This is a genomic window from Pedobacter sp. (assembly GCF_037719805.1).
In the GTDB taxonomy this organism is placed as follows: domain Bacteria; phylum Bacteroidota; class Bacteroidia; order Sphingobacteriales; family Sphingobacteriaceae; genus Pedobacter.
On record NZ_JBBJLZ010000004.1, the window covers coordinates 131,998 to 158,405 of the forward strand.

General features: G+C 39.4%; 25 protein-coding genes. 11 read left to right on the plus strand and 14 right to left on the minus strand.

The window, feature by feature from the left end:
• Positions 1-145 precede the first annotated feature (145 nt).
• The 4 genes from WKF66_RS13715 (at position 146) to WKF66_RS13730 (ending at position 3,262) form a co-directional block, all read left to right on the plus strand.
• The gene (locus WKF66_RS13715) at positions 146-1,369 is read left to right on the plus strand and encodes a DUF2264 domain-containing protein (protein ID WP_489675035.1); all 1,224 of its coding nucleotides are present in this window, start codon (positions 146-148) and stop codon (positions 1,367-1,369) included.
• A gap of 37 nt (positions 1,370-1,406) precedes the next feature.
• Positions 1,407-2,603, plus strand: a complete 1,197-nt coding sequence (locus WKF66_RS13720; protein ID WP_489675557.1) for a glycoside hydrolase family 88 protein — start codon at positions 1,407-1,409, stop codon at positions 2,601-2,603.
• A gap of 148 nt (positions 2,604-2,751) precedes the next feature.
• Positions 2,752-3,063, plus strand: a complete 312-nt coding sequence (locus WKF66_RS13725) for a nucleotidyltransferase family protein (protein WP_489675036.1) — start codon at positions 2,752-2,754, stop codon at positions 3,061-3,063.
• Positions 3,050-3,262 (plus strand): HepT-like ribonuclease domain-containing protein, encoded by a 213-nt coding sequence (locus WKF66_RS13730; RefSeq protein WP_489675037.1) that lies wholly within the window; start codon positions 3,050-3,052, stop codon positions 3,260-3,262. The genes WKF66_RS13725 and WKF66_RS13730 overlap by 14 nt, the downstream gene beginning before the upstream one ends.
• Positions 3,263-3,319: 57 nt before the next feature.
• Here WKF66_RS13730 and WKF66_RS13735 read toward each other — a convergent pair whose 3' ends face one another.
• Positions 3,320-3,835, minus strand: a complete 516-nt coding sequence (locus WKF66_RS13735) for a hypothetical protein (RefSeq protein ID WP_489675038.1) — start codon at positions 3,833-3,835, stop codon at positions 3,320-3,322.
• Between the two features lie 370 nt (positions 3,836-4,205).
• On the opposite strand from WKF66_RS13735, the gene WKF66_RS13740 reads away from it, so the two are divergent.
• Together WKF66_RS13740 and WKF66_RS13745 are read left to right on the plus strand one after the other, a co-directional pair.
• Entirely contained in the window at positions 4,206-5,417 is a 1,212-nt protein-coding gene (locus WKF66_RS13740) for a sensor histidine kinase (RefSeq protein WP_489675039.1), read from the plus strand.
• A 3-nt stretch (positions 5,418-5,420) separates the two neighbouring features.
• Positions 5,421-6,170, plus strand: a complete 750-nt coding sequence (locus WKF66_RS13745; RefSeq protein WP_489675040.1) for a LytR/AlgR family response regulator transcription factor — start codon at positions 5,421-5,423, stop codon at positions 6,168-6,170.
• A 35-nt stretch (positions 6,171-6,205) separates the two neighbouring features.
• Here WKF66_RS13745 and WKF66_RS13750 read toward each other — a convergent pair whose 3' ends face one another.
• From WKF66_RS13750 to WKF66_RS13765, 4 genes are read right to left on the minus strand one after another with little or no spacing between them, the layout of a single operon-like run.
• Positions 6,206-6,835, minus strand: a complete 630-nt coding sequence (locus WKF66_RS13750) for a hypothetical protein (protein WP_489675041.1) — start codon at positions 6,833-6,835, stop codon at positions 6,206-6,208.
• Positions 6,835-7,431, minus strand: a complete 597-nt coding sequence (locus WKF66_RS13755) for an RNA polymerase sigma factor (protein ID WP_489675042.1) — start codon at positions 7,429-7,431, stop codon at positions 6,835-6,837. The genes WKF66_RS13750 and WKF66_RS13755 overlap by 1 nt, the downstream gene beginning before the upstream one ends.
• A gap of 22 nt (positions 7,432-7,453) precedes the next feature.
• Positions 7,454-8,044: a hypothetical protein gene (locus tag WKF66_RS13760; RefSeq protein WP_489675043.1), complete on the minus strand. Its 591-nt coding sequence runs from the start codon at positions 8,042-8,044 to the stop codon at positions 7,454-7,456.
• Between the two features lie 54 nt (positions 8,045-8,098).
• The gene (locus tag WKF66_RS13765; protein ID WP_489675044.1) at positions 8,099-8,632 is read right to left on the minus strand and encodes a hypothetical protein; all 534 of its coding nucleotides are present in this window, start codon (positions 8,630-8,632) and stop codon (positions 8,099-8,101) included.
• Between the two features lie 347 nt (positions 8,633-8,979).
• On the opposite strand from WKF66_RS13765, the gene WKF66_RS13770 reads away from it, so the two are divergent.
• Positions 8,980-9,438, plus strand: a complete 459-nt coding sequence (locus WKF66_RS13770; protein ID WP_489675045.1) for a hypothetical protein — start codon at positions 8,980-8,982, stop codon at positions 9,436-9,438.
• A gap of 49 nt (positions 9,439-9,487) precedes the next feature.
• Here WKF66_RS13770 and WKF66_RS13775 read toward each other — a convergent pair whose 3' ends face one another.
• Both WKF66_RS13775 and WKF66_RS13780 read right to left on the minus strand, forming a co-directional pair.
• Positions 9,488-10,564 carry a serine hydrolase domain-containing protein gene (locus WKF66_RS13775; RefSeq protein WP_489675046.1) on the minus strand — a complete coding sequence of 359 codons (1,077 nt, stop codon included), beginning with the start codon at positions 10,562-10,564 and terminating at the stop codon, positions 9,488-9,490.
• 2 nt (positions 10,565-10,566) lie between these two features.
• Positions 10,567-11,229 carry a hypothetical protein gene (locus tag WKF66_RS13780; protein ID WP_489675047.1) on the minus strand — a complete coding sequence of 221 codons (663 nt, stop codon included), beginning with the start codon at positions 11,227-11,229 and terminating at the stop codon, positions 10,567-10,569.
• A 46-nt stretch (positions 11,230-11,275) separates the two neighbouring features.
• Here WKF66_RS13780 and WKF66_RS13785 point away from each other — a divergent pair, with 46 nt between their 5' ends.
• Entirely contained in the window at positions 11,276-11,794 is a 519-nt protein-coding gene (locus WKF66_RS13785) for a DinB family protein (RefSeq protein ID WP_489675048.1), read from the plus strand.
• A 72-nt stretch (positions 11,795-11,866) separates the two neighbouring features.
• Here WKF66_RS13785 and WKF66_RS13790 read toward each other — a convergent pair whose 3' ends face one another.
• The gene (locus tag WKF66_RS13790) at positions 11,867-12,415 is read right to left on the minus strand and encodes an ORF6N domain-containing protein (RefSeq protein ID WP_489675049.1); all 549 of its coding nucleotides are present in this window, start codon (positions 12,413-12,415) and stop codon (positions 11,867-11,869) included.
• A 478-nt stretch (positions 12,416-12,893) separates the two neighbouring features.
• Here WKF66_RS13790 and WKF66_RS13795 point away from each other — a divergent pair, with 478 nt between their 5' ends.
• Both WKF66_RS13795 and WKF66_RS13800 read left to right on the plus strand, forming a co-directional pair.
• Entirely contained in the window at positions 12,894-14,333 is a 1,440-nt protein-coding gene (locus WKF66_RS13795) for a DUF6794 domain-containing protein (protein ID WP_489675050.1), read from the plus strand.
• A gap of 540 nt (positions 14,334-14,873) precedes the next feature.
• Positions 14,874-17,786: a DEAD/DEAH box helicase gene (locus WKF66_RS13800; protein WP_489675051.1), complete on the plus strand. Its 2,913-nt coding sequence runs from the start codon at positions 14,874-14,876 to the stop codon at positions 17,784-17,786.
• 403 nt (positions 17,787-18,189) lie between these two features.
• Here WKF66_RS13800 and WKF66_RS13805 read toward each other — a convergent pair whose 3' ends face one another.
• The 6 genes from WKF66_RS13805 to WKF66_RS13830 all read right to left on the minus strand — a co-directional run bounded on the left by WKF66_RS13805 (position 18,190) and on the right by WKF66_RS13830 (position 25,036).
• Positions 18,190-19,293 (minus strand): hypothetical protein, encoded by a 1,104-nt coding sequence (locus WKF66_RS13805; RefSeq protein WP_489675052.1) that lies wholly within the window; start codon positions 19,291-19,293, stop codon positions 18,190-18,192.
• Between the two features lie 155 nt (positions 19,294-19,448).
• Entirely contained in the window at positions 19,449-22,706 is a 3,258-nt protein-coding gene (locus WKF66_RS13810; protein ID WP_489675053.1) for a hypothetical protein, read from the minus strand.
• 96 nt (positions 22,707-22,802) lie between these two features.
• Positions 22,803-23,864: a hypothetical protein gene (locus WKF66_RS13815; RefSeq protein ID WP_489675054.1), complete on the minus strand. Its 1,062-nt coding sequence runs from the start codon at positions 23,862-23,864 to the stop codon at positions 22,803-22,805.
• A complete protein-coding gene (locus WKF66_RS13820) occupies positions 23,830-24,060 on the minus strand; it encodes a hypothetical protein (RefSeq protein ID WP_489675055.1) in 231 nt (76 codons plus the stop codon). Before WKF66_RS13820 ends, WKF66_RS13815 begins: the two co-directional genes overlap by 35 nt.
• 58 nt (positions 24,061-24,118) lie before the next feature.
• Positions 24,119-24,436 (minus strand): hypothetical protein, encoded by a 318-nt coding sequence (locus WKF66_RS13825; protein WP_489675056.1) that lies wholly within the window; start codon positions 24,434-24,436, stop codon positions 24,119-24,121.
• A gap of 30 nt (positions 24,437-24,466) precedes the next feature.
• Positions 24,467-25,036 (minus strand): hypothetical protein, encoded by a 570-nt coding sequence (locus tag WKF66_RS13830; RefSeq protein ID WP_489675058.1) that lies wholly within the window; start codon positions 25,034-25,036, stop codon positions 24,467-24,469.
• 367 nt (positions 25,037-25,403) lie between these two features.
• Here WKF66_RS13830 and WKF66_RS13835 point away from each other — a divergent pair, with 367 nt between their 5' ends.
• Positions 25,404-26,396, plus strand: coding sequence for a PIN domain-containing protein (locus WKF66_RS13835; RefSeq protein ID WP_489675558.1), 993 nt, complete (start codon positions 25,404-25,406; stop codon positions 26,394-26,396).
• The last annotated feature ends 12 nt before the right edge of the window (positions 26,397-26,408 follow it).

The window sequence follows — 26,408 nt, forward strand, 5'->3', positions numbered from 1 at the left end:
ATTCAACTACATTTCTTTAGTGATAATGTTTCTGTTACAGCTCTTCCACCGACTATTAAGGAAGCAGCTCACCACAGTTAGCTACGCTACTATACAGACAAAATAAAATTAATTAGCTAATATGCGTAGTATTAAATTAATTACGATGAAACTGTTCTTGACACTCTTGATGGTACTTGGTTTTCAGATCAATTCCTTTAGCAGTACAATTAGCATAGATACTAATAAAACAGGTGTTGTACAACGAGCTTACCTTATAAAAACACTCTGTAAAATTGCCGATCCTGTATTGGTAGCGTTAAGTAAAAACGAACTTAAGAAAACAATGCCCGTTGAGTGTGCCCCGGGTACATTGGAGGGGAGGAAACAAGTTACCTATCTGGAAGCTTTTGGCAGATTGCTGGCCGGTATGGCTCCCTGGCTAGAGCTGGGGGCAGATGATACGGCAGAGGGAAAGCTTCGTAAAAAGTATTTGGACCTTGCATTAACAGGGCTCCATAATGCGACAAATCCTGCGGCAGCGGATTATATGAACTTTACTAAAGGCGGACAGCCGTTGGTGGATGCCGCCTTTTTATCGCAGGCACTGCTTAGGGCACCCACACAATTATGGGGAAAACTGGATAAGGTAACTCAGCAAAATGTGATCACTGCATTGAAATCGACTCGGGTAATACGGCCTTACGAAAGCAACTGGTTATTGTTTAGTGCAATGGTAGAAGCAGCGCTGTTAAAATTTGACGGTGCCGCAGATCAGATGCGTATAGATTATGCCGTGAGGCAGCATATGAAATGGTATAAAGGTGATGGTATTTATGGTGATGGAGAGAATTTTCATTATGATTATTACAACAGTTTTGTAATCCAGCCTATGTTGGTAGAAATACTGCAGACGACGGGAAATGAGAAAGGAATTTATAAAGAGGTTCTAAAACGCGCTCAGCGATATGCGGCTATTCAGGAAAGGCTAATCTCCCCGGAGGGAACCTTCCCAGCGATTGGACGTTCGCTCGCTTATCGTTTTGGTGCTTTTCAATCACTGGCACAAATCGCACTTTTGAAATCTTTACCAGCCGAAGTTAAATCACAGCAGGTCCGTGCGGCACTGTACACTGTGATCAAAAAACAGATTGAAGCTCCCGGCACGTTCGATGAAAAAGGCTGGCTGCAAATCGGCTTTTATGGTCACCAGCCGTCTATTGGTGAAACCTACATTTCTACCGGCAGTTTATACCTCTGTTCACAAGGATTTTTAATATTGGGATTAAATGCTGCAGATGATTTCTGGAAAGGTCCCGACGCGGATTGGACACAACGTAAAATATGGAATGGAACAGCAATTCCAATTGACCACAGTATTGACCATTGATCAGCAATTATCAAGAAAGAAGACCATAAAAGGAAAAATGATGAGAAGAAACAAGCTACTAAGCGTAATAGGACTGATTCTGTTCTGTATTTCGGTAAATGCACAGCGGTATAAAACCAACCGGCAATTGTCAAAAACAATTGATCAAAGTTTTCATGCGGGTGACGCACAGTATAAAGTGATGATGAAACAGTTAGGTCCCGATCAGTTTCCTAAGAGTTTTGATTCAAAAACCGGAAAGTCAGACAATAGTAATTCTGGCTGGTGGTGTAGTGGTTTTTATCCTGGGACTTTGCTTTATTTGTATGAAGAAACTAAAGATCCCGCATTGCTTACGGAAGCAAACAGGATTTTAAAGGTGCTGGAAAAAGAACAGTATAATAAAACAACACATGATCTGGGCTTTATGATGTATTGCAGTTTTGGAAATGCTTTAAAGATTGATCCTAAACCAGAATATAAACAAATTCTGATTAACAGTGCAAAATCATTGGCAAGCAGATTTGATCCAAAAGTTGGCTGTATCAAATCGTGGGATGGCAAAAAAAAAGAATACCTGGTGATTATTGATAACATGATGAACCTGGAGCTGCTATTTTGGGCTACACGCAAGACCGGCGATTCGAGCTATTACAAGATTGCGGTAACGCATGCAAATACGACTATGAAGAACCACTTTAGAGCGGATTATAGTTCTTATCATGTTATTAATTACAACCAGGAAACTGGGGAGGTACAAAAAAAACAGACCGCACAAGGTTATGCAGATGAATCTGCATGGGCTCGCGGACAAGCATGGGGATTATATGGTTATACTGTAATGTACCGTGAAACAAGAGATAAAAAATACCTGGACCAGGCAAATCATATTGCTTCGTTCCTTCTAAACCACCCTAATTTGCCGAAGGACAAAATTCCTTATTGGGATTTTAATGCACCAAATATTCCGAACGCGCTGCGTGATGCATCTGCGGGTTCTATAATGGCAGCGGCTTTTATGGAGCTCTGTACTTATGCAGATGAAAAAGCAGGAAGTCTGTATTTTAAAACAGGCGAAAAAATGATTAAAAGCCTTTCGGCAGCTCCTTATCAATCACTGCCAGGTACAAATGGTGGTTTTATGCTGCAGCACAGTGTTGGGCATATCCCTCAGAATACTGAAGTAGATGCGCCGCTTACCTATGCAGATTATTACTACGTAGAGGCAATGAAACGGTATGAGAATATAAAATAAAGACTTTGAAGTCATCTTTGTGACTGCCTTTGATAAGGAATACGCGTGTAATAGCTGATAGAATTCATTAATTGTTTCTTTCCAACGCTTTGCGCGAAGTTCCGAGCCTTGGGTTTTATTTGTGCTGGGATTTTGATTATATTTGGATATGCACTCCGCAGTTCAAACAAAACAATCGTTATTAGCACTACTTAAAGCTAATGGACAAAAACTAAGGTCCTTTGGTGTTTTAAACTTAAGTGTTTTTGGATCATTTATTACTGGCAAATTGCATGCTAATAGTGACGTTGACCTACTGGTAGAATTTGACCCACAACAGAAGAGTTACGATAATTTTATGGATTTGTCATTCTTCCTGGAAGATCTTCTAGGAAGAAAGGTTGAAGTCGTCACTCCACAATCTCTTAGTAAATATATTGGCCCACATATTTTAAGACAAGCTGAAAATGTTCCCTTCTAATGTTGAATTGTTAAGACATATTCTAGAAGAGGCCACCTTTGTTCTTGACGCTACGACTGGAAAAAGCAAGGAAGACGTAATTAATGACCCGGTTCTTCATGATTATTTTGGAATAGACTATGATATTGTTTGGGATATTATTAAAGCGAAGCTCCCAGATCTCAGGAATAATATTAGTGATATAATTTCAGGAAACTAATTTCTTTGTTGAACCGACGAGGTAGATGGTTTAGCTTAGGCCAGCAGGTCAGTGTGACTACTTGATCAGTGTTGCGGAATTGAAAAACAACTCGTTCTTTTTAGAAGTGAGCTCTGTAGGTACCCTGCAAATGAGCGTATATAATTTGCTCCCAATAAAGATCATCTGAAGGTATACTGTGTATTTGTTTGTGTTTTCTAGTCCTGAGACATTATAAGTGGTAAACGTATTCCACTTTCCGATTTTAATAGCTTCGAATTTATAATTTGGTCGTTGCAAGGCGATTCCGGACACAAGTTGTTCTGCGAACGTTGGATCGTCTTTTACTGAAGCCAAGGCAGCAGAATCCATCTTTGCAACTACGTTCATATCCATCGCGCCTGCACTATACACTACGCTGTCTTTCTCTTTGGACGTAAAGACTTCAATTCCGGTCCTGGTGACTTTCTGGGGTTCCGAGGGGAATTTTACCGACAGCCTTCCGTCTAGTGCTTTAGTGATCCATTTTTCTTGTGCGTTAGCTGCAATAGAGAACAACAACATGACAGCAAGTACCAATTGTGATTTTTTCAATTTGAACGGTTCTAAGGTTAATTTCCTGAATGTAAGTGTTTAGAGGCATTTAAACCAATTTTAAGATTGCAAAATGGCCTTAAACATCTTAATGGGATTAGCGCCCTGTGACGCCCGAGATCTACACAGTCTAATGAACGATAGCCGCCGGTATGGCAATGGCAAATACCGGCGATTGACTTCGTTATGGCTAATTAAAAAGCAAGCCGGCTTATTATCGTATTATTGTTGAATAGGGTACGATTATGTTCTTTTGACACAAGGTGTAATAGGGTGCTGGTTTTAGTCAAATACCAATCCATACCAGTAAGTTACTAATTACGTGTATGCCAGTTCATGTATAAACTGGATGTTTAAGGAAAATTAAATAATGAAAAAATTGATCATAGCGTTGCTCACTGGTTGCTTGTTAAGTTTACATTCTTTTGCCCAACTAAACGACGGCATTGATACCGCCAAAATCCGCCCTGCTAGGATATCTGAATTTGATCACTTATGGCGGCCAATCAACAGTCAAAAAAGGAATTTTCTAGATTACTTAGCTGTTTTGTTCCAAGAAAAAGAATATGATAAAGAGCTATATGCTGATGTTCAGGTAAAAATCACCAACCTTTCTAAAAATACACCTTATCGGATATATGTGAAAAACTTAGCTACTGATAATTATATCTTTATTTCAGACCGTTTGACATATAATAGTTGCGACTCCAGTGCTAAAATATCAATTGATCGCAAATTATTCAAGAGTCCATTAAGGTATGAAGTCTCCGTTATACCAATGTCTAAATTAGACGGTAAAACTTTTACACCATTAATTAAGAAGGTTACCTATAAAAGCCTTTTTGGGAAACCTGTAGGCTATTTTAATATAAATGAGCAGCACCGGGTGGGACAAAACTTAATATGGTTGTACGCATTTATAGCATACTTAGGGATAGCCCTTTATTATGGTTACAAGTTTAGATTAATAAACATCGCAAAGCAAAAGGAAAAAGCGCAACTTAAATTAGATGCAGTCCGGTCTCAATTGAACCCGCACTTTCTGTTTAATGCACTTGCCGGGATTCAAACCTTAATGAATACAAATCAAACAGAACAGGCAAACAAGTATTTAACTCGGTTTTCCCGTTTAACAAGGGCAGTGTTAAAAAGCACAGACCTTATCAGTCTGGACGAAGAGCGTGGTTTACTGGACGATTACCTTCAAATGGAACAATTAAGGTTCAATTTTAAATATGAGATCACAACAGATCCCAATCTTGATCTCCATAATACGGAAATACCTTCCATGCTATTGCAGCCATTTATTGAGAATGCTGTGAAACATGGCATTGCCAGCTTGGGCAGTGATGGACAAATCAATATTACTATCTTTAGAACCGATGATAACCTCATTCTTAGAATTGAAGATAATGGGAAGGGTTTTGACACCTCCAAAACTTATGAAGGGTTGGGTTTTAATTTAAGTACTAAACGGATTGCGCTTTTGAACAAGCTATACAAAAAGGATCCAATCCTATTAGGAATGGAATCCAAACCAGGAAAGTCAACTATAACTATCACTTTAAAAAAGTGGCTGTAAACTATGAAAGCGATAATAGTTGATGATGAGCCGGCCAATATTATAAATCTTACCGTTTTATTGAACAAATATTGTCCGCAAGTAGATATAGTAGGTGCCGCAAATAATAATCAAGACGCATTATCCCTGTTTGAATTACAGAAACCACACCTTATTTTTTTGGATATCCAATTGGACAATGATTCCGGTTTCAATTTGCTAAAATTACTTCCTAAGAAGGACTTCGAAGTCATCTTTGTGACTGCCTATGATAACTATGGCATACAGGCGATCAAGTTTGCGGCATTAGATTACATTTTAAAGCCTGTTGATATTGATGAGTTGGTTTCTGCAGTAAACAAAGCTGAAACGAAGCTAAAAGAGAAACAAACCATGCAGCTGGAATTTTTAATGAATCACATAAAACGAGATCACACTGTACCTCTCAAAATAGCTTTACCACAACAAAAAGAAATAATATATGTGTTGCTAAACAATATTGTGCGGTGCGAAGCAGAGGGCACTTACACATTTTTCTATCTGCAAAGTGGTGAGAAGATATTGGTCTCTAAAGTGCTTAAAGAGTATTCAGAACTTTTGGAGAATAATGGATTTATAAGAACACACCAAAGCCATCTTATAAATCTAACATTTGTAAAAAGCTGGTTAAAAGAAGATGGGGGTATGCTGCTGCTAGAAACCGGGGAGAAGATACCTGTATCTCGACCACATAAAGACAAAGTTAAGAGCCAACTGACAGGGTCAGCTTTGTAAGTTTAGAGCGATTTGGATGAGAAACAGAGTGATACCTAATAAGGAGTTACCGGAGTTTGTAGTCCCAAAAGCTGATCATTCACATCAATATCTAAACCCAATAACGGCTCCTGTACATACAGGCCATAAAATTTTTGAGGCACCACAATGCTGTCAGTGTTTTCGATAAGCATTATCTTCTTAGCTACCTTTGTTTTGGGAGAAGTTCTGACATAAGTAACCAGCCTTCGCTCCATTGGTTTTTTTGAAATCGCTACTGGTTTATCCTTTGGTTCAGGTCGCACATTGGTTAGGTTATTCTTAGCTTGTACCGGTATGACCTGTGCTTTGTCCGACTTATCAGCGTTGAAAAATATTAGACCTAAAGAGACTACAAAAACTAAGCAAGCTGCGATGGACAACTGCCTCGTCCTTAGACTAAAACCAACCGCAGGTTTCCTTGTTGCATAAAAATGTGCTTTTAGTTTCGCAGGTATTTCTGCTGCAGGCAGCAAGGTTTCATCATAGTCATGCGCACCACGAAGCGTATGTTTCAAAACGAGGTGATAAGCATTGTAACTTTCTTCAGTAAGAAACGCAGACACAAACAGGCGCTCCTCGGCATTCAGTGCTTCGAAAGTTTTACTCATCAAGAGCGATTCCAATTTTGGCTCTAATGTCTCCATTACTTCTTTTCTTTATAAGGATTAAAAATATCAAGTGCCGAGTTCAGCTTCTTTAAGGAATAAAATAATCTCGATTTCACCGTACCTTCTGCGCATTCCATCACCTCGCTGATTTCTTTTACAGAGAGATTGTCCTGATATCGCAATGCAAAGGTAAAACTATGTAAGTCATCCATTTTTGCCAATTCTTCAGCCAGTCTCTGATTGAACAGCTGTTGGTCGAACCTGTTAAATAGGGCAGAAGAACCGGTATCTATGATCGCTGTAAAATCAAAATCCATCACCTTGCTACCCCGGATTTCATTTTTTCTATATTCGTTTTTACACATGTTGCTGGCAATCGCATATATCCAAACCTTGAACCTCTTATCCTGATGATATAACCCGGCCTTTTCTATTACTTTCAGGAACAAGTCCTGCAAAAAATCCTGGGCTTTCTCCTCATCACGGTATAATTGCCTGTAAAAGAATCGCAATAGAGGCTTCGAGTACCTGTCATAGAGCTGTTCGAATGCAGGGTGGCGACCTTTTACCACATACGCCATCAACTCCTCATCGGAGCAAACGGCGTACGCTTTAGGCAAAAGTGAGCGCATCGAGTCTTGTTTCTAATATCAATTATTTAGATTCTTCAAAATTCATATTCCGTGGTTCAGAAATTGACGGTGATGTATCCAGTAGATTAGTGAGGGGCACACTTTTGTCCACCACTTCAAATTTCAAGTCGTCCAGCCAGACTTCTCCAGGGCCAGCTTGCAACACACCGAAAACAAAGCCGGTACTGCTCTCAGGCGCGTCCAATACGATCTCGTATTTTTTCCATGCCGTAGTACCGGTGATTGGTCTTTTCTGCATATTGTCAAAAGCGAGAGACTTAGTTTTGTCGGGACCATCTATTCTGAACCACATACCCGCCCAGTTTTTTACATCTTTAGTTTTGATATAGCCTGTAAGACGTACCCTTTTACCTAAATAGGTTGAAGGGTTGAAGCTCTGCATAATCGTTCCAAAGCCATCCACTTCCTTTTTCGACTTCAAAAAGGCAACGTTACCGTTCCTCTCCGCATCCTTTACCGTGCCGATTTCATAGCTTTCAGGGTTACTTCCCGCAAGGAACCAGCCCTTAATGTCTTCAACTGGTTTAAAAGCGAAGACAGTTGCCAGCGCCAAGAAAGAGGCAGCCACTGCGTAGAATTTCAATTTTTTCATGTTGTATTAGTGATTAATTAAATATAACTGATTATTGGAGGCTTTATACACTGTTTACTTTGTCAGAGGAACACTTTTGTCTACAATTTCAAATTTCAGATCATCCAGCCAAACTTCCCCGGTTCCGTTTTGCAGCACACCGAATGCAAAACCAATACTGTTTTCAGGTGCGTCCAATACAATTTCATATTTTTTCCATGCCGTAGTACCGGTGATTGGTCTTTTCTGCATATTGTCAAAACCAAGCGACTTACCTTTGTCCGGTCCATCTATCCTAAACCACATGCCGGCCCAATTTGTCACATCTTTTGATTTGATATAACCAGAAAGACGTACTCTTTTACCTAGGTAGTTTGAAGGGGTAAAGCTCTGCATAATTGTTCCAAAGCCGTCTACCGCTTCTTTTGACTTCAAAAAGGCAACGTTAGAATTTCTTTCTGCATCCTTTACTAAGCCAATTTCGTAGCTTTCCGGATTACTTCCTGTAAGGAACCAACCCTTGATTTCTTCCATCGGCTTAAAAGCGAAGACACTTGCGAGCGTCAGAAACGAGATGGCAGCAACGGAGTAGAGTTTTAATTTTCTCATGTGATTACGGTTAATTTGATTCTTATTTGATCCTTTATACACCCGAGTCGGACAAACGTTCAATTGAAATTCGAATATATTTACAAGCTTCCGTACGCTTGTATCTGATTCATCATAAACAGGTATAAAAACAATGATAGTACGGAATCCAGGCTATTGATACTCTTATTTGCTTTTCCTGTCAATAATATTTACTATTGATTAAACACAAAAATAATGTACAAATGGAACGATTACAATTAGTGAAGAGTAATACTTTTATATCTAATTTTAAGATTATTATGGTCTTAATACTGACCAGTTGGCTATTACCGGCAAATGCACAATCTTCACGAAATCGAAACGAGATGGAGGATAATAACAGGATCTTTTCCCTACTAACTGAAAAAATTGGTCCTATTGGTAATACTAGTATCACCTACTTCACCGGAGACTTTTATCCTGAAATTAAGGGTAAGATAAAATCGATTGGAAAAACTGATATTGCCTACTATACTGGAGACTTTTATCCGGAAATCAAAGCTAAACTAAAATCTATTGGAAAAACTAATATTATTTATTATACAGGAGATTTTTATCCAGAGATTAAGGGTAGGTTGAAAGCTGTTGGAAATACGAATATTATCTATTATACGGGAGACTTTTATCCAGAAATTAAAGGTAAGCTAAAAGCTGTTGGAGATGCGAAAATCACCTATTACACTGGAGATTTTTATCCAGAGATTAAAGGTAAAGTTAAATCAGTTGATGGAGACTTTCCTGAAAGCATTTTGTTCCTTTTTCCTGAATTGGGCATAATAAATTAATGTACTCAGAAGGCCTGGAGCAATCCTAATAAATGGGGTTTTATTCTTCTCATTTCAGTGGGTGTAATGCCTTCAAAACCTCAAACCCTACGGTATCACCGGTAGAAGCGTTATTTGTAAGCACGACCACCACAATGTGACGCTCGAGATCTACGCAGACTAAAGAACGATAGCCGCCGGTAGCGCCATTGTGCCAAACTATCTTCGGATTTCCACCTAAGAAGTGCCATCCCAGACCTATGCTGGCTTGTTCATCCTTGTAGGTCAATACATGAGTCAGTTTAATTGCTGTTGAAAGGGGAGTAGGAGCATCGCTTAGCTGAAGCTTGCCGTAAGCAAGCAGGTCCATCGCTGAACTTTTAAGCGCTCCGGCCGCTTGCATTGCCTTAAACTCCCAGGGCGCAGCAGGGATAAAAATTTCATTGTAGCCTTGAGCCAGGAGGGTGGTATCAGCTCCTTTGACAGTGAATTTCGTTTCGTTCAGCTTAGCTGGTTTAATAATGTATTTCGCTACCAGGTCAGCATAAGGAGATTTATATATCTTTTCCAGGATGACACCAAGCAGTCCGACAGCCGTATTGCTATATTCATATTTCGTGCCGGGCGAACGAATACTTTTGACGCTTTTTAGATAAGAAAAGAGGTGTTTGGTATCGTAGTTTGCATACGGCTGGCCGATGTGAGTAACAGTACGCTCCCAGTTAGTTACCATTTTGGGCAGTCCTGAAGTATGATTGGCTAATTGTAATAGTGTGATGCCTTTCAATGCAGGGTTACTCGCCACTGAGTCTGGTAAAAACTCTGTAATGGGACTGCTGAGTTTGACTTTCCCTTCGTTTACAGCTAAGGCAAGCAATGTGGACGTAAACGTCTTAGTGACGGATCCGATATCATAGAGCGTGCGGCTAGTCGGCAATTGCGAGTTACCGAGACGAGTCTCGCCATAATTAAAATAATAGTCCTTCCCACCGTAATGGATGCCTACACTTAAACCGACATTCCCTTTGGTTCGGATATAGGAAGATAAAGGCCCATTTACAGCGCTGTCCAGTCTAGTTTTTAAAGAATTATCTGTATTAAACGCTTTGGTAGAAACATCCTCCGTATAAGGCTGCCTATTAAACATTTCTATTCTATCATTTTGATCGATTGATACCAGAACTGAGATTTTCCTGACCTATATTTATTGATCCTGCCCTCGTTACCTAGGAATACGAAGTCAGCGAAAGGGGTGAGGGGATAAATGCTATTCTCCATGATCTTCTTCCAGGCATCGGGAGTAATCCCTTTCCTCGAGTTTTCTCCGGCAAGCAGGTAAGTGCTATCTGTTTTTTTCTCATTAATCAGCCGTATCATTTTCCGGGCTACTAAATCGGTTCTCTTTTCTTCGGCGCTCATTTCTGAACTCCCTGGTTCTTTTTTAACCATTTGAAAAGACATGTTGCTGATCTTGCCGAACCGGTCGATACTGAAGTACATCATCAAAGGCACTGTTCCTTTTATCCGGTATTGACTAAGCGAATCTTTTGACCTTTGAAAAGCAAGACCCCGCATGGGCAGTAAGGGAAATACAACGTCTTTAAATGAGGTTCGCCAGGCAGTAGGCGATAACTTTTTACGAAGTGATTCACCTGTCATTGAGTATAAGCTGTCGGCTAGTTTCTTATTGAGCAGGTCCACTGCGATCAGGGCTACCTCGTGGGTTGTTTTCTCGAGAGGCGTGACTTGTGCTGAAACTGAGAGGTAGTTGATGACAACTAGAGTGGTGACGAAAAAGAACTTTTTAATCATAAGTGAGAGCAGGTTAATTTTAGCAGCTAATTTACTATATTTAAGTATGCAAAATACTGCTATGATATTGCAACTCCTTACTCAAGAATTCGAACACGAAGTCACTAGCACCCGGAAACTGTTACAAGCGATCCCCGAGAAGGATTTGGCATTTAAGCCTTCAGACATCTCCTGGTCGATGGCCGAACTAGCGCAACACATTGCCACAATCTATTTCTGGTATGTAGGTACTTGTACTTTGGATAGTTATGATATGTTAGCAGATCCGATAGAGCGGAATGATCCGAATGACATCAAGGGAACACTTGCACTTTTTGAAAGTAATGTAGAGAAAGCAAGGGCTGCTTTAAGCTCAGTAACCGAAGAAGGTTTAAGTAATCAATGGACCATGAGAATGGGCGAGCAAGTAGTGCTTGGACCACTACCAAGAGCGGTTGTGATCCGTGGGTTTTTATTTAATCACCTCTATCACCACCGCGGTGAAATGGTTGTTTATCTCCGTAGCACCGGGAACAGGGTTCCAGGTATGTACGGCCCGACTTACGAGGAGAGCCAGGGAGGGTAGATTGCAGAGTAAGTTGCGCAAAGGTATCATGTGAATCTTTAAGTTTCCGATGGAGCACGTCCTTACAGCTCTTTAAAAATTATCCGGCTTATAACCGATACGTTGCCTTGAAGGGTTGGGGATTTCTTTCTTCTCCAATAACTCGTCGAGATAGCGAAATACGATTTCCATGTTTTTATCTTGATTGTCTAGCTTGTTTTTTACCTTTTCAATCTCTAAACGGATTTCTGTATTATCAGTAAGCAACAATCTTAGCTTGGTAAAAATGCGTATGATCTGAATACTAACATGGATTGCCCTTTCACTGTTCAATACACTCGACAACATTGCTACTCCCTGCTCGGTAAATACAAATGGTGTCGCTGGGCTAAATTTCGCTTTCTCAAGGAGGTTGTCACAGAGTGTGATAACCTCCTTCCACTCCTGTCTGTTTAATTGAAACATGAAATCTTCTAGAAATCTGACCATATTACGTTTAACGGCCTGCTTTAATGCCCTAGTTTCTACTTGATACAATATTGCCAAATCCATGTCTAGCATGACTTTTTGGTTCCGGATATAATAGATTTTTTCCATTACCATCTGGTCAGGCACTAAAATATTATTAATCGTATTACTCATTATACTATTCTGCTACTATGCTGGTATATCATGCTGTCCTAAATACAAATCTTCGTTAAACAAATAAAGCTATGTGACTAAGTTCCCGCTAAATATTCAGTTTATACAACCTGTGACGCAATTAATTAGGTGCTATCCGGTGAATCATTTCTTATTTATAAGTCCCCGAACTATGCCAAACGTGTTGTATGAAATGTAAATCGTCGCGGCCCCTAAGGACAAGGCAGTCTCCTGAAGTAATACAATGGGTAAAGCGGTATTCTGGAAAATCAGAAATAATACTTGTGTAATCATTGTGTAAGGTTAATATTAGTGGCTAATTTACTATAATTGTGTATACAAAATACTATTATAATAATGGAGTCGAAACAATATGGGCTGTAATAATTAGTAAGAAGAAAGGCCTATATAAACTAGACAGTATTCCCTTTTGCGACAAATTCAGATTTTATTAATGGCCTTTACTTTTATATCAACAATGTATACCAAATTTCTGATTCTGCTTTTTGTGGCATTTACGCATCAGGCATTGTCACAAAACAGTACCGACAGGGTTCCTATTTCGGAAACATTTTCTTCGAACGGTAAATTCTGGTTGGAATCTATTTCTTATGACAGTGAATTTCCAAACCTTAAAGGTGAATCTAAAGTTTCTTATTCTTATTTAAATAATGGGACAGAGGCAGGGAAAAATTATTACGAAATCAATAGGTCGTTTGATCTCTACGACGGGTATCCCTATTTTGCCGCCCTCAGTAATGATGGCAGAAAGATAATCTACATCAAGGATATGGTTTATAGCAAAGGGGATGAACAGAAGGATGTGACTTACTATGTAGATGGCAAGTTGCAAAAAACCTATACCACAGAAGAATTTATCAATTGTGATAGGTCCAAAGAAAAATGTGGAATGTTCTATAACAATCAAAACGAAATGTATACGGCAGTAAGATACTCATATAAACAATTTAGAAATAAGGTAACAGAGGATGATAAATTCTTGATCAAGAATTATGTCTTCAATAAAAACGACACTATTTATCTTGTTGATGCTAGAAAAAAAGTAACAATATACGACTTGGACAAGGATAGGTTTATCGGTAGAAATATTGATTTTGACTCTGTATATCCCCAGATAAGGGGTATTGAGGCTGTTAAGAGCAGTATCTCTTATTATGTATATCCATATAAATGGATCATAGATATCGAAAGTGTGAAATCTAGCGAGAAACTTTCAGAGACGATAAGCAAAACGTCAAACCTCAAATTCGTACACGTAAACGACGAAGATTTCTTCAAGTATAAGCTATACAGGATTTCCCTATCCGGATACCTGAACAGGGACGGGAAATTGGAAATCGAAAACTTTGAAGCCGATAAGATATTCGATAAAGATAAGATAGAAACTTATCTTGAAAATACAGTATTCAAAACCGAATTTATTCCAAAAGAGGTGAATAAGATATATGTAAAAAACTTCTATGGGGGATACAGGAATTTTGATGACAAAATAGCAGAGGAAGAGACACAGAAAGAGAAAGAACGAGCCCAGGAAGAGGCGAAGAAACGTTTAACACTGGAAAAGATTGGTGATGTTTACATTCCTAAGAATCTCCACGAATGCTTGACCGAATTAGATAAGATCGTAGATTTTGAAGGCAAGAAACAAGTACTGGACCCGAAGGATGCTTGGCAGTTAAATTCGCACATGGGTGGATTGGGAATGTGGATTCGTAACAATTGGGGCATTAACGGGGGCTCAAGGTTGTCGAAGTATTTTCATGACAGAAATATCGGTACAGGAACGTCTGGAAACGATGAAATTTCAGGTGTGATTATCACTCAATATATTAAATGGCTAAAAGGGGATAACAAATCGTGGAAGGAATGGGAGAAGGAGTATCCAATAAAACAATAAAAATGCTAAGATACTGTGAGGCCTTTATTTAAGGTAGCGCAAACATCATTCTAATCTTCCTATTTATGAATGATATCATTTACTATCCTAAAGGGGAGCTAGCGAACTCGAACAAAAAAAGTTCGTTTACTCACTTTAAAACAAGTTCGCGAATTACCTAAAAAACAGAAAACCATCTTTAAATAAAATAAAGATGGTTTTTGAAGTACTCTGTGATCCCGCTGGGACATGAACTTCGTTCAATTTTCAGCGTTTAAAGGCTATCTGGAAGATTTTTAAAAAATGACTCACCGAATCACTCACCTTTTTGTCTGTATTTTTTAGCTGCAATTGCTATAGATTAAATTTAGCTAATTATTTCAATAAATCAAATTATAGTTGATAATTATGGTTTTCCGTAAATGAATGACTTTTCTTTAATTAACTTCAACTCCAACCTTTTTAGTATCTATTGATAATTATGATTAGTTAACAGTAGATTAGAAGGGAAGTTTAATTAATACTTCAACGCAAAATCATTTCTGCATAGCTGAATACCATATGAGTTATTTTTCTACGAATTACAGTAAGATTAGCTATGCCATATCTGAAGATGGTGGTGTTGGTCTTCGGAATGCACAAATCGGTGCAATCCATGCAATTGGAGCGCACTTTTCGATCCATTCGAAGGAACCCGCATTAGTAGTAATGCCAACTGGATCTGGTAAAACGGCGGTACTGAATTTATCCGCCTATCTTTTAAGGGCAAAGCGTGTGTTGGTAATTAGCTCGAGTGTTATGGTTAGAGGCCAGATCAAGAATGAATTTACCACGCTTAGAACACTGAAAGGTTCTGGTGTATTTTCAAATAAGATAACACTGCCAAATGTTAAAGAAATCCGATCGCCGATCAGATCAATTGAAGAATGGAATTCATTAAAAGAATTTGATGTCGTAGTGGGAATTCCCAATAGTATCAATGAAGGAATAAATGCAATCTTTAGGCCAGAGGAGGATCTATTTGATCTCGTTTTGGTAGACGAAGCACATCATGTGCCCGCCTTTACATGGACTAACGTAATCAAGGCATTTCCAAATGCAAAAAAAATATTTTTTACCGCCACTCCTTTTAGGAGAGATAAGAAAGAAATCGAAGGTAGATTGGCTTTCAACTATCCATTGGCACGGGCGTACGAAGATAAGATATTTGGCGATATTGGTTATTATCCTGTTACCACAACTGACGCAGATCCAGACCTAGCTATTGCCAAGGAAACAGAAAAAGTTTTTAAAGATGATGCTGAAAAAGGATTTAGACATTTTTTGATGGTAAGGACTGAAACAAAGGATCATGCAGAGACCTTGAATGAACTATATGAGAAGAATACTGAACTAAGACTAAAAAAAGTAGACAGTACACAAACCTATAGTTCCATCAATAAAACTATAGAAAGATTGAAAGCAGGAGAATTGGATGGTATTATCTGTGTGGATATGCTTGGTGAAGGTTTTGACTTTCCAAATCTCAAGATTGCAGCAATCCACAGCCCCAAAAAGTCACTTGCTAATACGTTGCAATTTATTGGACGGTTTGCCAGAACAAATGCTGAAAACATAGGCGAGGCAAAATTCCTTGCTGTGCCCAATGACATAGAAATTGGCAAAAGAAAATTATATGCGGAAGGTGCTGTATGGAATGACATAATTAAGAATCTGAGCCAAGAAGTAATGGATGCCGAGGATGAGATCAAGCAAGTACTGGATACTTTTGAAAGTGAAGTGACGCCTCAGGATACGGAAAAAATCTCTTTTTATAATCTAAATCCGTACTGCCATGTGAAAGTTTACAAAGTAGATGGGGTTGATTTGGATATGGAGCTTGATATTTCGGGCCACGAAACCATACATCATGCTATCAGCACAGAATTGAATGCAGCAATCTTTATTACAAAAGAAACTGAGAAGCCGAAATGGATTTCGTCGGACGAACTTGTCAATGTGAAACACTATTTTTTTCTAGTCTATTTTGATGATGCTACCAAAATGCTTTTCTTGCATTCTTCGATAAAAACGCCACAGTTCTATGATACACTTGTAGAATTATTTGCTGACGGAGACTATGAACGGATATCTAAATATCAGATCAACAAAGTTTTGGTCGACATAACCGAGCCAGAATTTTTTAATATTGGGATGCAGAATAGGTCGGCAAACAGTGGCGAGTCATACCGTATCATTGCAGGACCAAACGCTGAAACGACCATTAAGAAGAGCCATGGTAAGAACTACGCCAATGGACATGTTTTCATGAAAGGGAAAGAGGCTGGTAACAAGGTTACAGTAGGTTATAGTAGCGGTTCGAAGATCTGGAGCAATTCTTACGAGAAGATACCCGATTATATCAAATGGTGCCAGGCGCTTGCACAAAAAATGGTTAGTAACAAGGATGTGAAAACAAATACGGCGTTTGATGATTTACCAATTGGAAAGACGGTTACTACATTTCCGTTGCAAGTACATAGCGCTATCTGGAACGGTGAAACTTTTAGTGATATTCCTCTCTTATATGGTTTGGTAGATGGGGAAATTGTGGAGAGCAACCAACTCTTGGATTTCGATATTGCAATAGATCATGGCGCAAGCAATCTTGGCTCAATAGTTATCCATCTCGCCTTAGATGACATTAGCCTTAAACTGGGCTATTCTTTTCAGGATCATTTTTACTACTTAGATGAGCCTGATATGTTATATGTAGTGGAAATAAATGGACATCAGACAGAATTGCTCTCATATTTGAACGACTCTCCATTGCAGTTCTTCCTAGATGATTTTGCAACAGTGAGCAATCATGAGTATTTTCCTCCACCTAATGAAGAGGATTTTCAGTTTGATAGCGCCAAAATACAGGCCATTAATTGGAATGGAGCAAATACTGATATAACTAAGGAGTTCTATGCTAATGCAGCAGCCAAGGCTGCTAATGGAAACCGAAATTCGATCCATGATACCCTTGAATCCAAATACATCACGAGTGCATATCCTGTTCTAATCTATGATCATGGAACTGGTGAAATTGCCGACTTCATATCCCTAGAAGAACATGCCGATCATATCGCAGTAAATTTGTGCCATGTGAAAGGATCAGGCGGTAATGACCCTGGCGATCGGGTAAATGATGTTTATGAAGTGTGTATGCAAGCAGTAAAATCACAAGCATGGACAGCCAATAAACAAACTTTCAAACAAAAAGTAGCTAATAGAGTAAACGGAAAAGGTCATAAATTTTTGCTTGGGACGCTTAATGAATTTAACAGGTTAATGGATTGTGGGAAAAGAATGGTATATCATTTTACGATTGTCCAGCCGGGTCTTTCAGAACAAGAATTTTCTCCGAAATTAAGCTATATACTTGCTGCGGCTGATGACTCGATTACTAATAATGGATTCGATCCGATAATAGTTATTGGTTCATAAGGTACTTAAAGAGTCAATGTTAAGGAGTGGCGTCAGGGGAGATAGATACATTTTTCTATTTTGACTGCCTTATTGAAAGAGGTTAGTGATGAGCAAATTAATTGACCATACTATAATCAGTTCTTTATATATGTACAATCAGCTTAAGTTCGAACAACAATGCTCTGGCCGGCGACTGCTTGCTGTTAACAAATAGTTTAAATTCTGTGTACTATAATCATTAATTTGTCGATAAGCTTGATAAACATCTTTTAGATTAAGAACCTCATTCTTTGACTTCCCGGGCCTAGAAAAAATAAGATGATCCCCATCTTTGCCGTTATTGTTGTAAATCGTTCCCTCGGGGCAAGAAAAAACTTTAAGTAAGGAGGCATCTTTGTGAAAACTAGAGTAGGACACGTTTTTATTGCTTTTTTGAATTCCAGATTTTTTTTGAGGTGCTTGCTGGTCTGCTAGTTGATATTTTATGCTGATAAACCTTGTCGAAAAAATAATCAACCTCCAACATATCTTTTAAGCCTAGCTCTTTAGCAATGTGTGAAATGTAGCTATAATAGAGTGCATAGTCCTTGTCTTTGTAGGTGTTGGGATAGGCATTGATCCTTGCACCAGCTTCTTTTATAAGAACGGTTACGGGATTGTTATTTAAGTTCGGCAGCCGCTTGTACTGGTAGGTCAGCATAATTTCTCCAATATAATTTGCTCCGGTTCCTTTCAACTGATCTGAGACTTCTTTGGCATAACTATAAATGACCTCCGGATTTTGTTTAAGATTGCTTTTAACGGCTAGAACCAACCTTCGGAATAGGTTTTTGTTGGCAAGGACACGGTTTATCTGTCTTGCCATTCCGCTTGAACTCCATAATTTAGGTTTATCGACACCCTGGTTGATTACCAGTTTCTTGAATTGCTGGGTGAACCTAGCGTCGGAAAGTGGACCACTAGCTATTTCATCTAAGATGAGTTTTGCCTGGTCATACTTTTGCTTCTTTTCTTTTAGCTCGTACTTAATAACGTTTTGATCAAGTTGATTGTAATGCTTTTTTAGATTTTTCAGGTCATAAAACAGATGTTCCCTAACGTCTGGAAACGGATCCGATTTGGTGATGATCGGATGTTGTTTCTTGTGATACTTAATATAAGCATCTAGAACCGGAAAGGTCAGGTAATCTGCATTTTCTCCATACAGGCATTGTTTAAAATACACCGATGCATCTTTCCATATTTGATCTTCTGTAGTGCAGTGGTGGTAGATTGAGCACTCATTGTTGGCCTGCGTTCCTCCATTGGTAAGGTTTGCAGAACCAATGATTATGTGGCACACACCTTTGGATCGAATCAGATAGATTTTAGGATGGAATATGATTTTGGAACTGAGCTTAGATAAGTAAACCCGACAGTTATCTCCATATCCCATCAAACCTTCCAGCGCCGTTGGATCAGTAATGCCAAAATTTGCACCGGCCATTATGGTGAATTTTTTACCTGCATCTAAATAGGGCTTCATAAACTTAATCCTGAATCTTTAAAGAAAGCTACGCCCATAAAAATCTCTGATGCTTTTGGTAGAAGTTTTTGTAGAAGGGAAAGGTGATTGTCTTTACCATTAAAATTATTAATGAGTTTGATCATGCTCGTTATTCAAATGCTTTCAGAAAGCGTTTATTTATATTCAGTTGCTTTATAGAATCTTACCCATTCCCTTTTTGCCATTGTTTTTGGGTCTTTGTCCCAGTCTCCATTTTCAGGGTAGAAATCGCGCTCACCCCAGATTAACCAGAACATTGTCAAACTGTTTTCTTTTAGGTAGGACTCCAGTATTGATTTGTCAAGGTAGGTAAATTCTTCTCCATCCCGATACTTGACTCGTGCCGTATGGGTAAATGCCCTAAGGTTACGATTGTTATCAAAGAGATCAGTGGAGCCTGCTTTAGTACGAAGTTTGGCCGAATCGATTATGTTTTTGCACACGTAATGTTCACCTTCAATGTCCACAACTGGGATAAAGACATCTAGTTTTTGAGTTACAGGCCTTTGTTCGGTGACGATTTCTGTTTCTTCTCTAATCTCTATACCCATGTTGTTTAAAGCTTTTTCATAATCGTCATCTTGGTCACTGGAAAAACTGATCATCACCCTGGGTACTCCGTATAGCATTTTGCGCGGCAGGGCCATAAAATGACTGCTGTTCAAAATGAGTTTCCAAATCCGGTCTGCCTGTTTTTCTGCAAGCTTTTTGCCTTTCCTGTACAGCGAAATGGTGGAATACTTGATCTCCTGCGCCTGATCTTTCAGGGAATAATTCCAGGTGGTGAATTCATTGTGCGGTATGGTATCCGCGTCGGGAATTTCATTCCTAAGGGCGTGTCTTACAGTTGGCTTATGTTCAGGTCCACGGCCGACCGCAGTTGGATGCGCGAAGGCTTCCCTTGCCCGTTTCAGGTTTTTATTCTTAACGAAGACCACATCCATAAGCACAAAGATTTGCCGCTCGTTTGACTCATCGATCTGGGAAATGTCGCCGTTGAGCAATACAAAGTCCCCGGTTCTTTCCCCAAGTCTTTCAATGGTTAGATACTCCATGACATCAGGGACCGAATGATCATTGCAGTACTTTTTCAAATGGATTTTGCTGTCTATAAAGTTACGGGTAACATATCTTTTGTTTGCCTGTACGTCTGTGTTTTCAAAAAGCAGATCAGGGTCGTGTTTGGGTTCAAAAGTCCTGATATAGCCTGAGTCTTCATGATTTCTGAACTTACCCATTCCCTCAAGATAGCCGCAATATTCAAGATGGGCAATTTCGATGTACTTATCTGCGTATCTGTAAGTATGCTGGTTTTCCTCCCCGAACCTTGAAAACCTGGCAATGGATTTATCAATATCTCCGAATAGGCCAAAGTCATACCCCAATTGATAGGCACGCCACCTAAGTTTTGCCTGGGTCTGCTTAAATTCAGGCGTGCGGTTATATTCGCTTCCTTTCCCCAGCATTATTTGCGGCATCTTATTTTTGTTAAAATAGTAGTCGATCAAGGAATTCCCATCCCTGTACTGGTTTTCATTTCTATCTATTTCTTCTTGCCAGTTGGTGATGCCAAGTTTTACAAAGCTACCTTTCAGTTCTTCCGATTGATGTTTTCTTATGCTTTCGCCGCTTCTCCTCTCCAACAGGCGCATTATGCTGTAGTTGTAATTTCGGGTCAGCAGGTGATTTGTCGCATGGAGTCCGTTTGCATGGAGAACGTTTGTTGATATAAAATCATATATCTCAGTCAACAGTTCTGTCGCTAAGGGTTGATTCAATTTAAGTAATGTGGTCAGTACATTGTACAGGATACTGCTCATCCACTCAAAAACCGTCGGATCATTGATACTGGCGCAGTAGAGATATCTTTCAAAGACAATGCCCGGATAACGTAGCCCAAATTCAAATAGACCATCGCTTGCGAGCTGCTTCAGGCTGGGCATGGTGGAGGTCAAAGTCCAGGACAGATAGTCAGCTACCAACCGCATTTTTGTGTATTGCTCCTGAGTATGTTCGGAGAGTTGCTGTAAGTCCTTGAGCTCAGCTACAAATTCAATGGTCTGCTCCTCATCGCACTCCCTAAGGTATTCCGACCAATAAATATCCCTGGTGTTCATAGGCAATCCGAGTAAGATCTGATCCCAGAACGTAAAGTTAAAGGGGTGATCGGAAACAAAACGAACACCTTCAGATCCCCTTAATAGAAGCGTTAGGTTCTGTGGGCGTTTTGCGAGATCCCTGACAAGTTGCACTTGCGCAGGGCTAATGTATTCGGGAGACAATAATATCATTGTCAAAATGGAACGTCCAAAAAGGCCGTTGGTCTTTGGATTCTGGTGTGGCGGCCTGCCCAACATGTCGTGCACAAACGTGCCTTTTTTGATCGGCAGCATGCTTAATAAGGCAGCAAGTATATCTTCATGGTTTGGATGCAACTCATTATATTTCTCGCTGAATAACCTTGTATCCGATTGATTCAAGAAGAACTTCTTAAAATCTGTTATCCCTTCATCGATCAGATGTCGGGCGATAAAGTAGCCTGCTATCATGTCATAGGTCAAGTAGGCAAGATCTTTACCGTCCTGCCAGTTTCTAATCAGTAGCAGCTCTTCATCAAAAAGGGCCTTGGCTACCGAATGCTGGTAGTCTACATTTGTACTCCCATCAGCGATTTCAATAAGCGTTTCTATTTCTATCCCCCTAGAAGGTTGTTCCCAAAGTAATTTCCCCAGTTTTTGCATGACCTGGCTAGCAAGTTTTTGATATTTCTTAATAGGGGCAATCTTACCATAACTAAGCAGGCGCTGATAGATGTTCTGGTTGCAGCGTTCAAGGAAGAGATCGAAGATAGTGTAGATCGAATCATAGCCGAGCGTAAGGGAAATGACTTTATCACGATTGGGATTTACCGATTCGCAGAACATCTTCAGGTAAAGTGGCTTAGTGAACTTTTCCAGTGACAAAAATGACAGGTCTGCCTGTATCTTGTATTCTTTAAAGTAACGGTTGATCAGCTTCTTTTTGTCTGTGATATTCGTAAAGCCGTAAAGACTGTGGAAACGGTCATTGTCCCGGTCCGCATTCCCCCAAATTGCCGCTTGGTAGGATGGCCTGCACGTCGTCAATAACACGATATTCCCATAGTTCAAAATCTCCGCCTCGATGCTGCCAATATCAAGGCGCAACCTTTTGTTCAGGTGGCCATTCTTGTCGATTGCTTCGTTCAGACCGTCCAGGATAAACGGGACGCGGATGTTATGGATTTTTCCCAGCGCATCAAGAGTAGCCAGAAAGTGAGAGAAGGTATAGGCGGAATGAATATCCAGTAGTTCTGTAATCTGGGCACTCAAAGAGTGATCTCCGCTGAACTTGATGGCAGGGATGAAAATCACTGGCAGTTTTCTTGATAGATGCTGCCGGGCAATGGACAGGCAGAAATTGGTTTTACCATCACCGGCATTTCCAAGGTAATGGGCAGTTCTCCATTTTTATGGGATTGTACTATGCGAAACATAGTATTTTAACTCCTCCAATAATTCTTTGAAAGCGGATTCTACTGGGTTGAATACCCTAGCCTGGTCCATATAGTTTTTTTGTTCCTTCTCATCTTCTGACGCAATATTCTTATGGTACCAGTCCCTTTTAAATTCGTCCCAAGAGTTCAGCATGCCAAAAATATTTTCGATTTCTGATACATAATCACCTTCACTGGTCTCAAAAATCCGATTTGGGCAAAGCTGGTTAAGCCTTTCATCGAGCTGGGGTTGTATTTTGATATAAGCGCCACTGATTTTTTCGAATTCCGCTATTGCATGATTGAATAGCGGACGCAGTTTTTCATTGGTATAACGTAGTTTTAGCAACGCGTCGGCTCCTTGCTGATTTAATTCCCTTAGTTTTCTAGGGTAGTAAGCGATCCTGTTTTCCTTATATTCCTCATTGATTAATATCGGGTTCACATACCAGTAAAAGAACTCTGAATTTTCAGTGTAAAGCTCCTCGTCAAATTTCTTTTCGACTAGGACAGATTGGTGATCAAAACGGCTGTCAAACCAGTCGGAAGATAGTTCCAATTCATTAAAAAAGGCCTGTTTTAATCCGTTGAACTCGGGGGTATTAAGATAACTATGTAATTCGTCCTCATGCCAGAGGATAATTTCCACCTTGCGGTTCGCTGGGATAAGTTGTTTCAGTTCTTGATCGATCCACTTATTTTCATCGACCGTCGGTACCATCGGAAGGCATAGGAACCAGTCGGTCATGTTGGGATGGATTTCCAGCGATTTTTTCAAGGAATCCTTGATCTTTGTTTTTCGGCTTGGAGATAGCCTGACGGGGTTCCCTTCATAATATTTGGCCTGCCAGCCATACTGAGTCTGATCTGACAGGGTCAGGTAAAATTCAACACCATCTCCGCCACCGGAATCGTCAATTGAAGTCATCAAACCCTGATCAGCATATAGTTTCCTGGCAATCTGATAACATAGTTGCTCAAAACTTTTGTCTTTTTTGGTTTTATATGGTTGAAGGGCGTTCCAGTTGATTAGCATGAATGGACTGTGGTCTTATAGTTGAAGCTTTAATGAATTTATTTTTGTGTATCCAATCCATGTCTTTGAAGTTGTCGGTTACTTTATCATATATCTTCCCAAGCATGGCCAGATTGGCTTCATATTGATGGTCTGCAGAAAAAATATCCAGACATACGGTATTGATCTCGTGGAAACAGGCAAGTGTCAACTGCATAGGGTCAACATAGCTTTACAGGTCCTGATCATGGCTGGTCTCAGATCTAGCATAGGTTTTAGAATGGCAGGTCGTCATCTTCCCCAGGTATAGAGGAGTCTTGTTGAACTGCCCCTTTTGGCAGGGGCACATTATTAACGATAAACAAATTTAAGATGTCGTTCCGATCCATAAACATTATCTGGCTTCTCTTGGAAGCGTCCAGTTTTCCGCCCAGCCAATTTCTCGCAGACTTTGTGATTTCCCCGCCAGCGATTATAAAGGCATGATCCACCAGTACCCGTTTTCCAATTTCCGGATCAAAAATCTCATGCCCTAGCATCATGCAAACCTGGTTGTGGATTTCTGCTACATTAGTATTGCGCGCTTTACTCATGCCAGATGAGTCAAGTTTGCCCTTTTTTACCTAAATACCAAAATATAGAATATGTTGAGTGGGAAGGGTATACTTCATCCAAATGTCTTTGCCATATTCAAGTGCCTTATCCTTATGTCCAGCGAAAGATATCCGATGGAATCCGATCTGTCTAAATAGTGGCATGAGTACTTCTTCGATTAATTCATCTTCCGAGCTTTTTTCCAAATAGCTGAGTAAAAGCTCTTGTCTTTTCTGTTCAGCAAGCGAAAGCGGTCTATGCGGATTTAATTCTGGCGAAGATATCAGGTTTGTTTTTGGTATTATCGTTACTCGTGATATGCCCTGATCTTCAAGATGGCGGATAGGCAGCGAAAAGCTACGCTCCAGTAGTTCTTCCCATTGGTTTAGATCTGCTCTAAGCTCTATGAATTTATTAACATCCAATTTCAGATAAATGGTATAATAATAAATCCCGCCGTTCCAATTATCATAACTGGTTTGTTCGACTGTAATTTCTGATCGTGAAAGAATTGATAAAATATTTTCATCGTTATCTGCTTCAGCAATCTTCTTAACAGTATCGATTAATGCCCTAAACCCGTGTTCATTATCCAGCATTGAGTAATTTTTGATGTTATTAAACTTAGTTATAAAACTAAAGTTACGTCTATCTTTTTATACACATCATAGTTGGGATACAGATTGGCTAAAATTTGTTAACAAAAGTTTTCCGATCATGAAATCAGAGTTTATTTTGCTAAATCCTAACTTAGCTAATTAAGAATGTTGCCTATGAAAACAAGCTACTTCAAACCACGCAAATCCTTCTCATTTTCTACCCATTCATATGATCTAGGAATATTTGAACTTGTGTAAACGTTGTTTTGAGAAAAGAAATTACAACCTTAAATAGATAGAATTATGGTTAAAGTATTAATTGATACCTGTGCCTGGTTAGATTGCCAAGGACCATAAACAACAGGCAATTCTTTCCGTTTTGAACGATCTAATTGAACTTAACAATATTGAACTAATTTTGCCACAGATCATCATTACGGAGTTTGAGAAGAACAAGGCTAGGATAGTCGAAGAAAATAAAAGAAGTTTGGTGGGGGTATTAAGCCGGGTTAAAGAAATGGTGAATAAGTTCGGAGATGATGTAGAAAGAGAAAAGGTACTTTCTCATCTTTCTGATATTCAACACATATCTCCAATTTTAGGAGAATATGCAGCACAAGGTTCCCTTAATTGGATTGAGACTTTATTCACTACGACAAAGCCTATCAAAATCACAAGTGCAGTCATGGTGAAAGGTCCTGAGCGGGCGATAGGAAAAATTGCTCCATTTCATCGAGCTAAAAACAATATGGCCGATGCGGTAATCATTGAAAGTTATTTTTCGGCAGTCAAATCGGATTATGATGATAAAAACAAGTATTTATTTGTAAACCATAATACGGAGGATTTTAGCCATCCCTTGGATAATAAAAAGCTAGCACATCCTGATTTTGATTCTTATTTTAGCTCAGCTAAATCTAAATATTACATAAACTTATCTGAGGCGCTAAAAAGTATATGGCCAAATCTTATCTCAAATATGCTGGTTGAAAGGGAAGAATTTGCTCAGAACCCACGCACACTATCACAGATTTTGGACGCAAAGAATGAACTTACGTCAAAAATTTGGTATAATCGGCATCAAATCAGAGTGGAGAAAATAAAGAATGGTAGTATTCGAATAATTGAGGATAAGTATTTCGATCCTAAGACAGCCCAAATTACGATTACGAAAAGCATTTGGAAGGGCGCTCAAAAAAGTGCGCTTAATGTGGAAAGGCGATTTAAAGTGGAGCAACTCGTGTGGAACGATTTCGAATGGGCTATGTTAAATGGCAAGCTTTCAGCCTTAAGGTGGGTGCTTGGTGAAGATTGGGATGAACTTTACACCTTGCTTGACTGGAATATAATATCTTTATAGTTGTAGTTAACA

Excerpts from the sequence above, each read along its gene's own strand:
- WKF66_RS13715 (WP_489675035.1), top strand. The coding sequence starts at position 146 with ATGAAACTGTTCTTGACACTCTTGATGGTACTTGGTTTTCAGATCAAT.
- WKF66_RS13720 (WP_489675557.1), top strand. The coding sequence starts at position 1,407 with ATGATGAGAAGAAACAAGCTACTAAGCGTAATAGGACTGATTCTGTTC.
- WKF66_RS13725 (WP_489675036.1), top strand. The coding sequence starts at position 2,752 with ATGCACTCCGCAGTTCAAACAAAACAATCGTTATTAGCACTACTTAAA.
- WKF66_RS13730 (WP_489675037.1), top strand. The coding sequence starts at position 3,050 with ATGTTCCCTTCTAATGTTGAATTGTTAAGACATATTCTAGAAGAGGCC.
- WKF66_RS13740 (WP_489675039.1), top strand. The coding sequence starts at position 4,206 with ATGAAAAAATTGATCATAGCGTTGCTCACTGGTTGCTTGTTAAGTTTA.
- WKF66_RS13745 (WP_489675040.1), top strand. The coding sequence starts at position 5,421 with ATGAAAGCGATAATAGTTGATGATGAGCCGGCCAATATTATAAATCTT.
- WKF66_RS13750 (WP_489675041.1), bottom strand. The coding sequence starts at position 6,835 with ATGGAGACATTAGAGCCAAAATTGGAATCGCTCTTGATGAGTAAAACT.
- WKF66_RS13755 (WP_489675042.1), bottom strand. The coding sequence starts at position 7,431 with ATGCGCTCACTTTTGCCTAAAGCGTACGCCGTTTGCTCCGATGAGGAG.
- WKF66_RS13760 (WP_489675043.1), bottom strand. The coding sequence starts at position 8,044 with ATGAAAAAATTGAAATTCTACGCAGTGGCTGCCTCTTTCTTGGCGCTG.
- WKF66_RS13765 (WP_489675044.1), bottom strand. The coding sequence starts at position 8,632 with ATGAGAAAATTAAAACTCTACTCCGTTGCTGCCATCTCGTTTCTGACG.
- WKF66_RS13770 (WP_489675045.1), top strand. The coding sequence starts at position 8,980 with ATGGAGGATAATAACAGGATCTTTTCCCTACTAACTGAAAAAATTGGT.
- WKF66_RS13775 (WP_489675046.1), bottom strand. The coding sequence starts at position 10,564 with ATGTTTAATAGGCAGCCTTATACGGAGGATGTTTCTACCAAAGCGTTT.
- WKF66_RS13780 (WP_489675047.1), bottom strand. The coding sequence starts at position 11,229 with ATGATTAAAAAGTTCTTTTTCGTCACCACTCTAGTTGTCATCAACTAC.
- WKF66_RS13785 (WP_489675048.1), top strand. The coding sequence starts at position 11,276 with ATGCAAAATACTGCTATGATATTGCAACTCCTTACTCAAGAATTCGAA.
- WKF66_RS13790 (WP_489675049.1), bottom strand. The coding sequence starts at position 12,415 with ATGAGTAATACGATTAATAATATTTTAGTGCCTGACCAGATGGTAATG.
- WKF66_RS13795 (WP_489675050.1), top strand. The coding sequence starts at position 12,894 with ATGTATACCAAATTTCTGATTCTGCTTTTTGTGGCATTTACGCATCAG.
- WKF66_RS13800 (WP_489675051.1), top strand. The coding sequence starts at position 14,874 with ATGAGTTATTTTTCTACGAATTACAGTAAGATTAGCTATGCCATATCT.
- WKF66_RS13805 (WP_489675052.1), bottom strand. The coding sequence starts at position 19,293 with ATGAAGCCCTATTTAGATGCAGGTAAAAAATTCACCATAATGGCCGGT.
- WKF66_RS13815 (WP_489675054.1), bottom strand. The coding sequence starts at position 23,864 with ATGCTAATCAACTGGAACGCCCTTCAACCATATAAAACCAAAAAAGAC.
- WKF66_RS13820 (WP_489675055.1), bottom strand. The coding sequence starts at position 24,060 with ATGCAGTTGACACTTGCCTGTTTCCACGAGATCAATACCGTATGTCTG.
- WKF66_RS13825 (WP_489675056.1), bottom strand. The coding sequence starts at position 24,436 with ATGAGTAAAGCGCGCAATACTAATGTAGCAGAAATCCACAACCAGGTT.
- WKF66_RS13830 (WP_489675058.1), bottom strand. The coding sequence starts at position 25,036 with ATGCTGGATAATGAACACGGGTTTAGGGCATTAATCGATACTGTTAAG.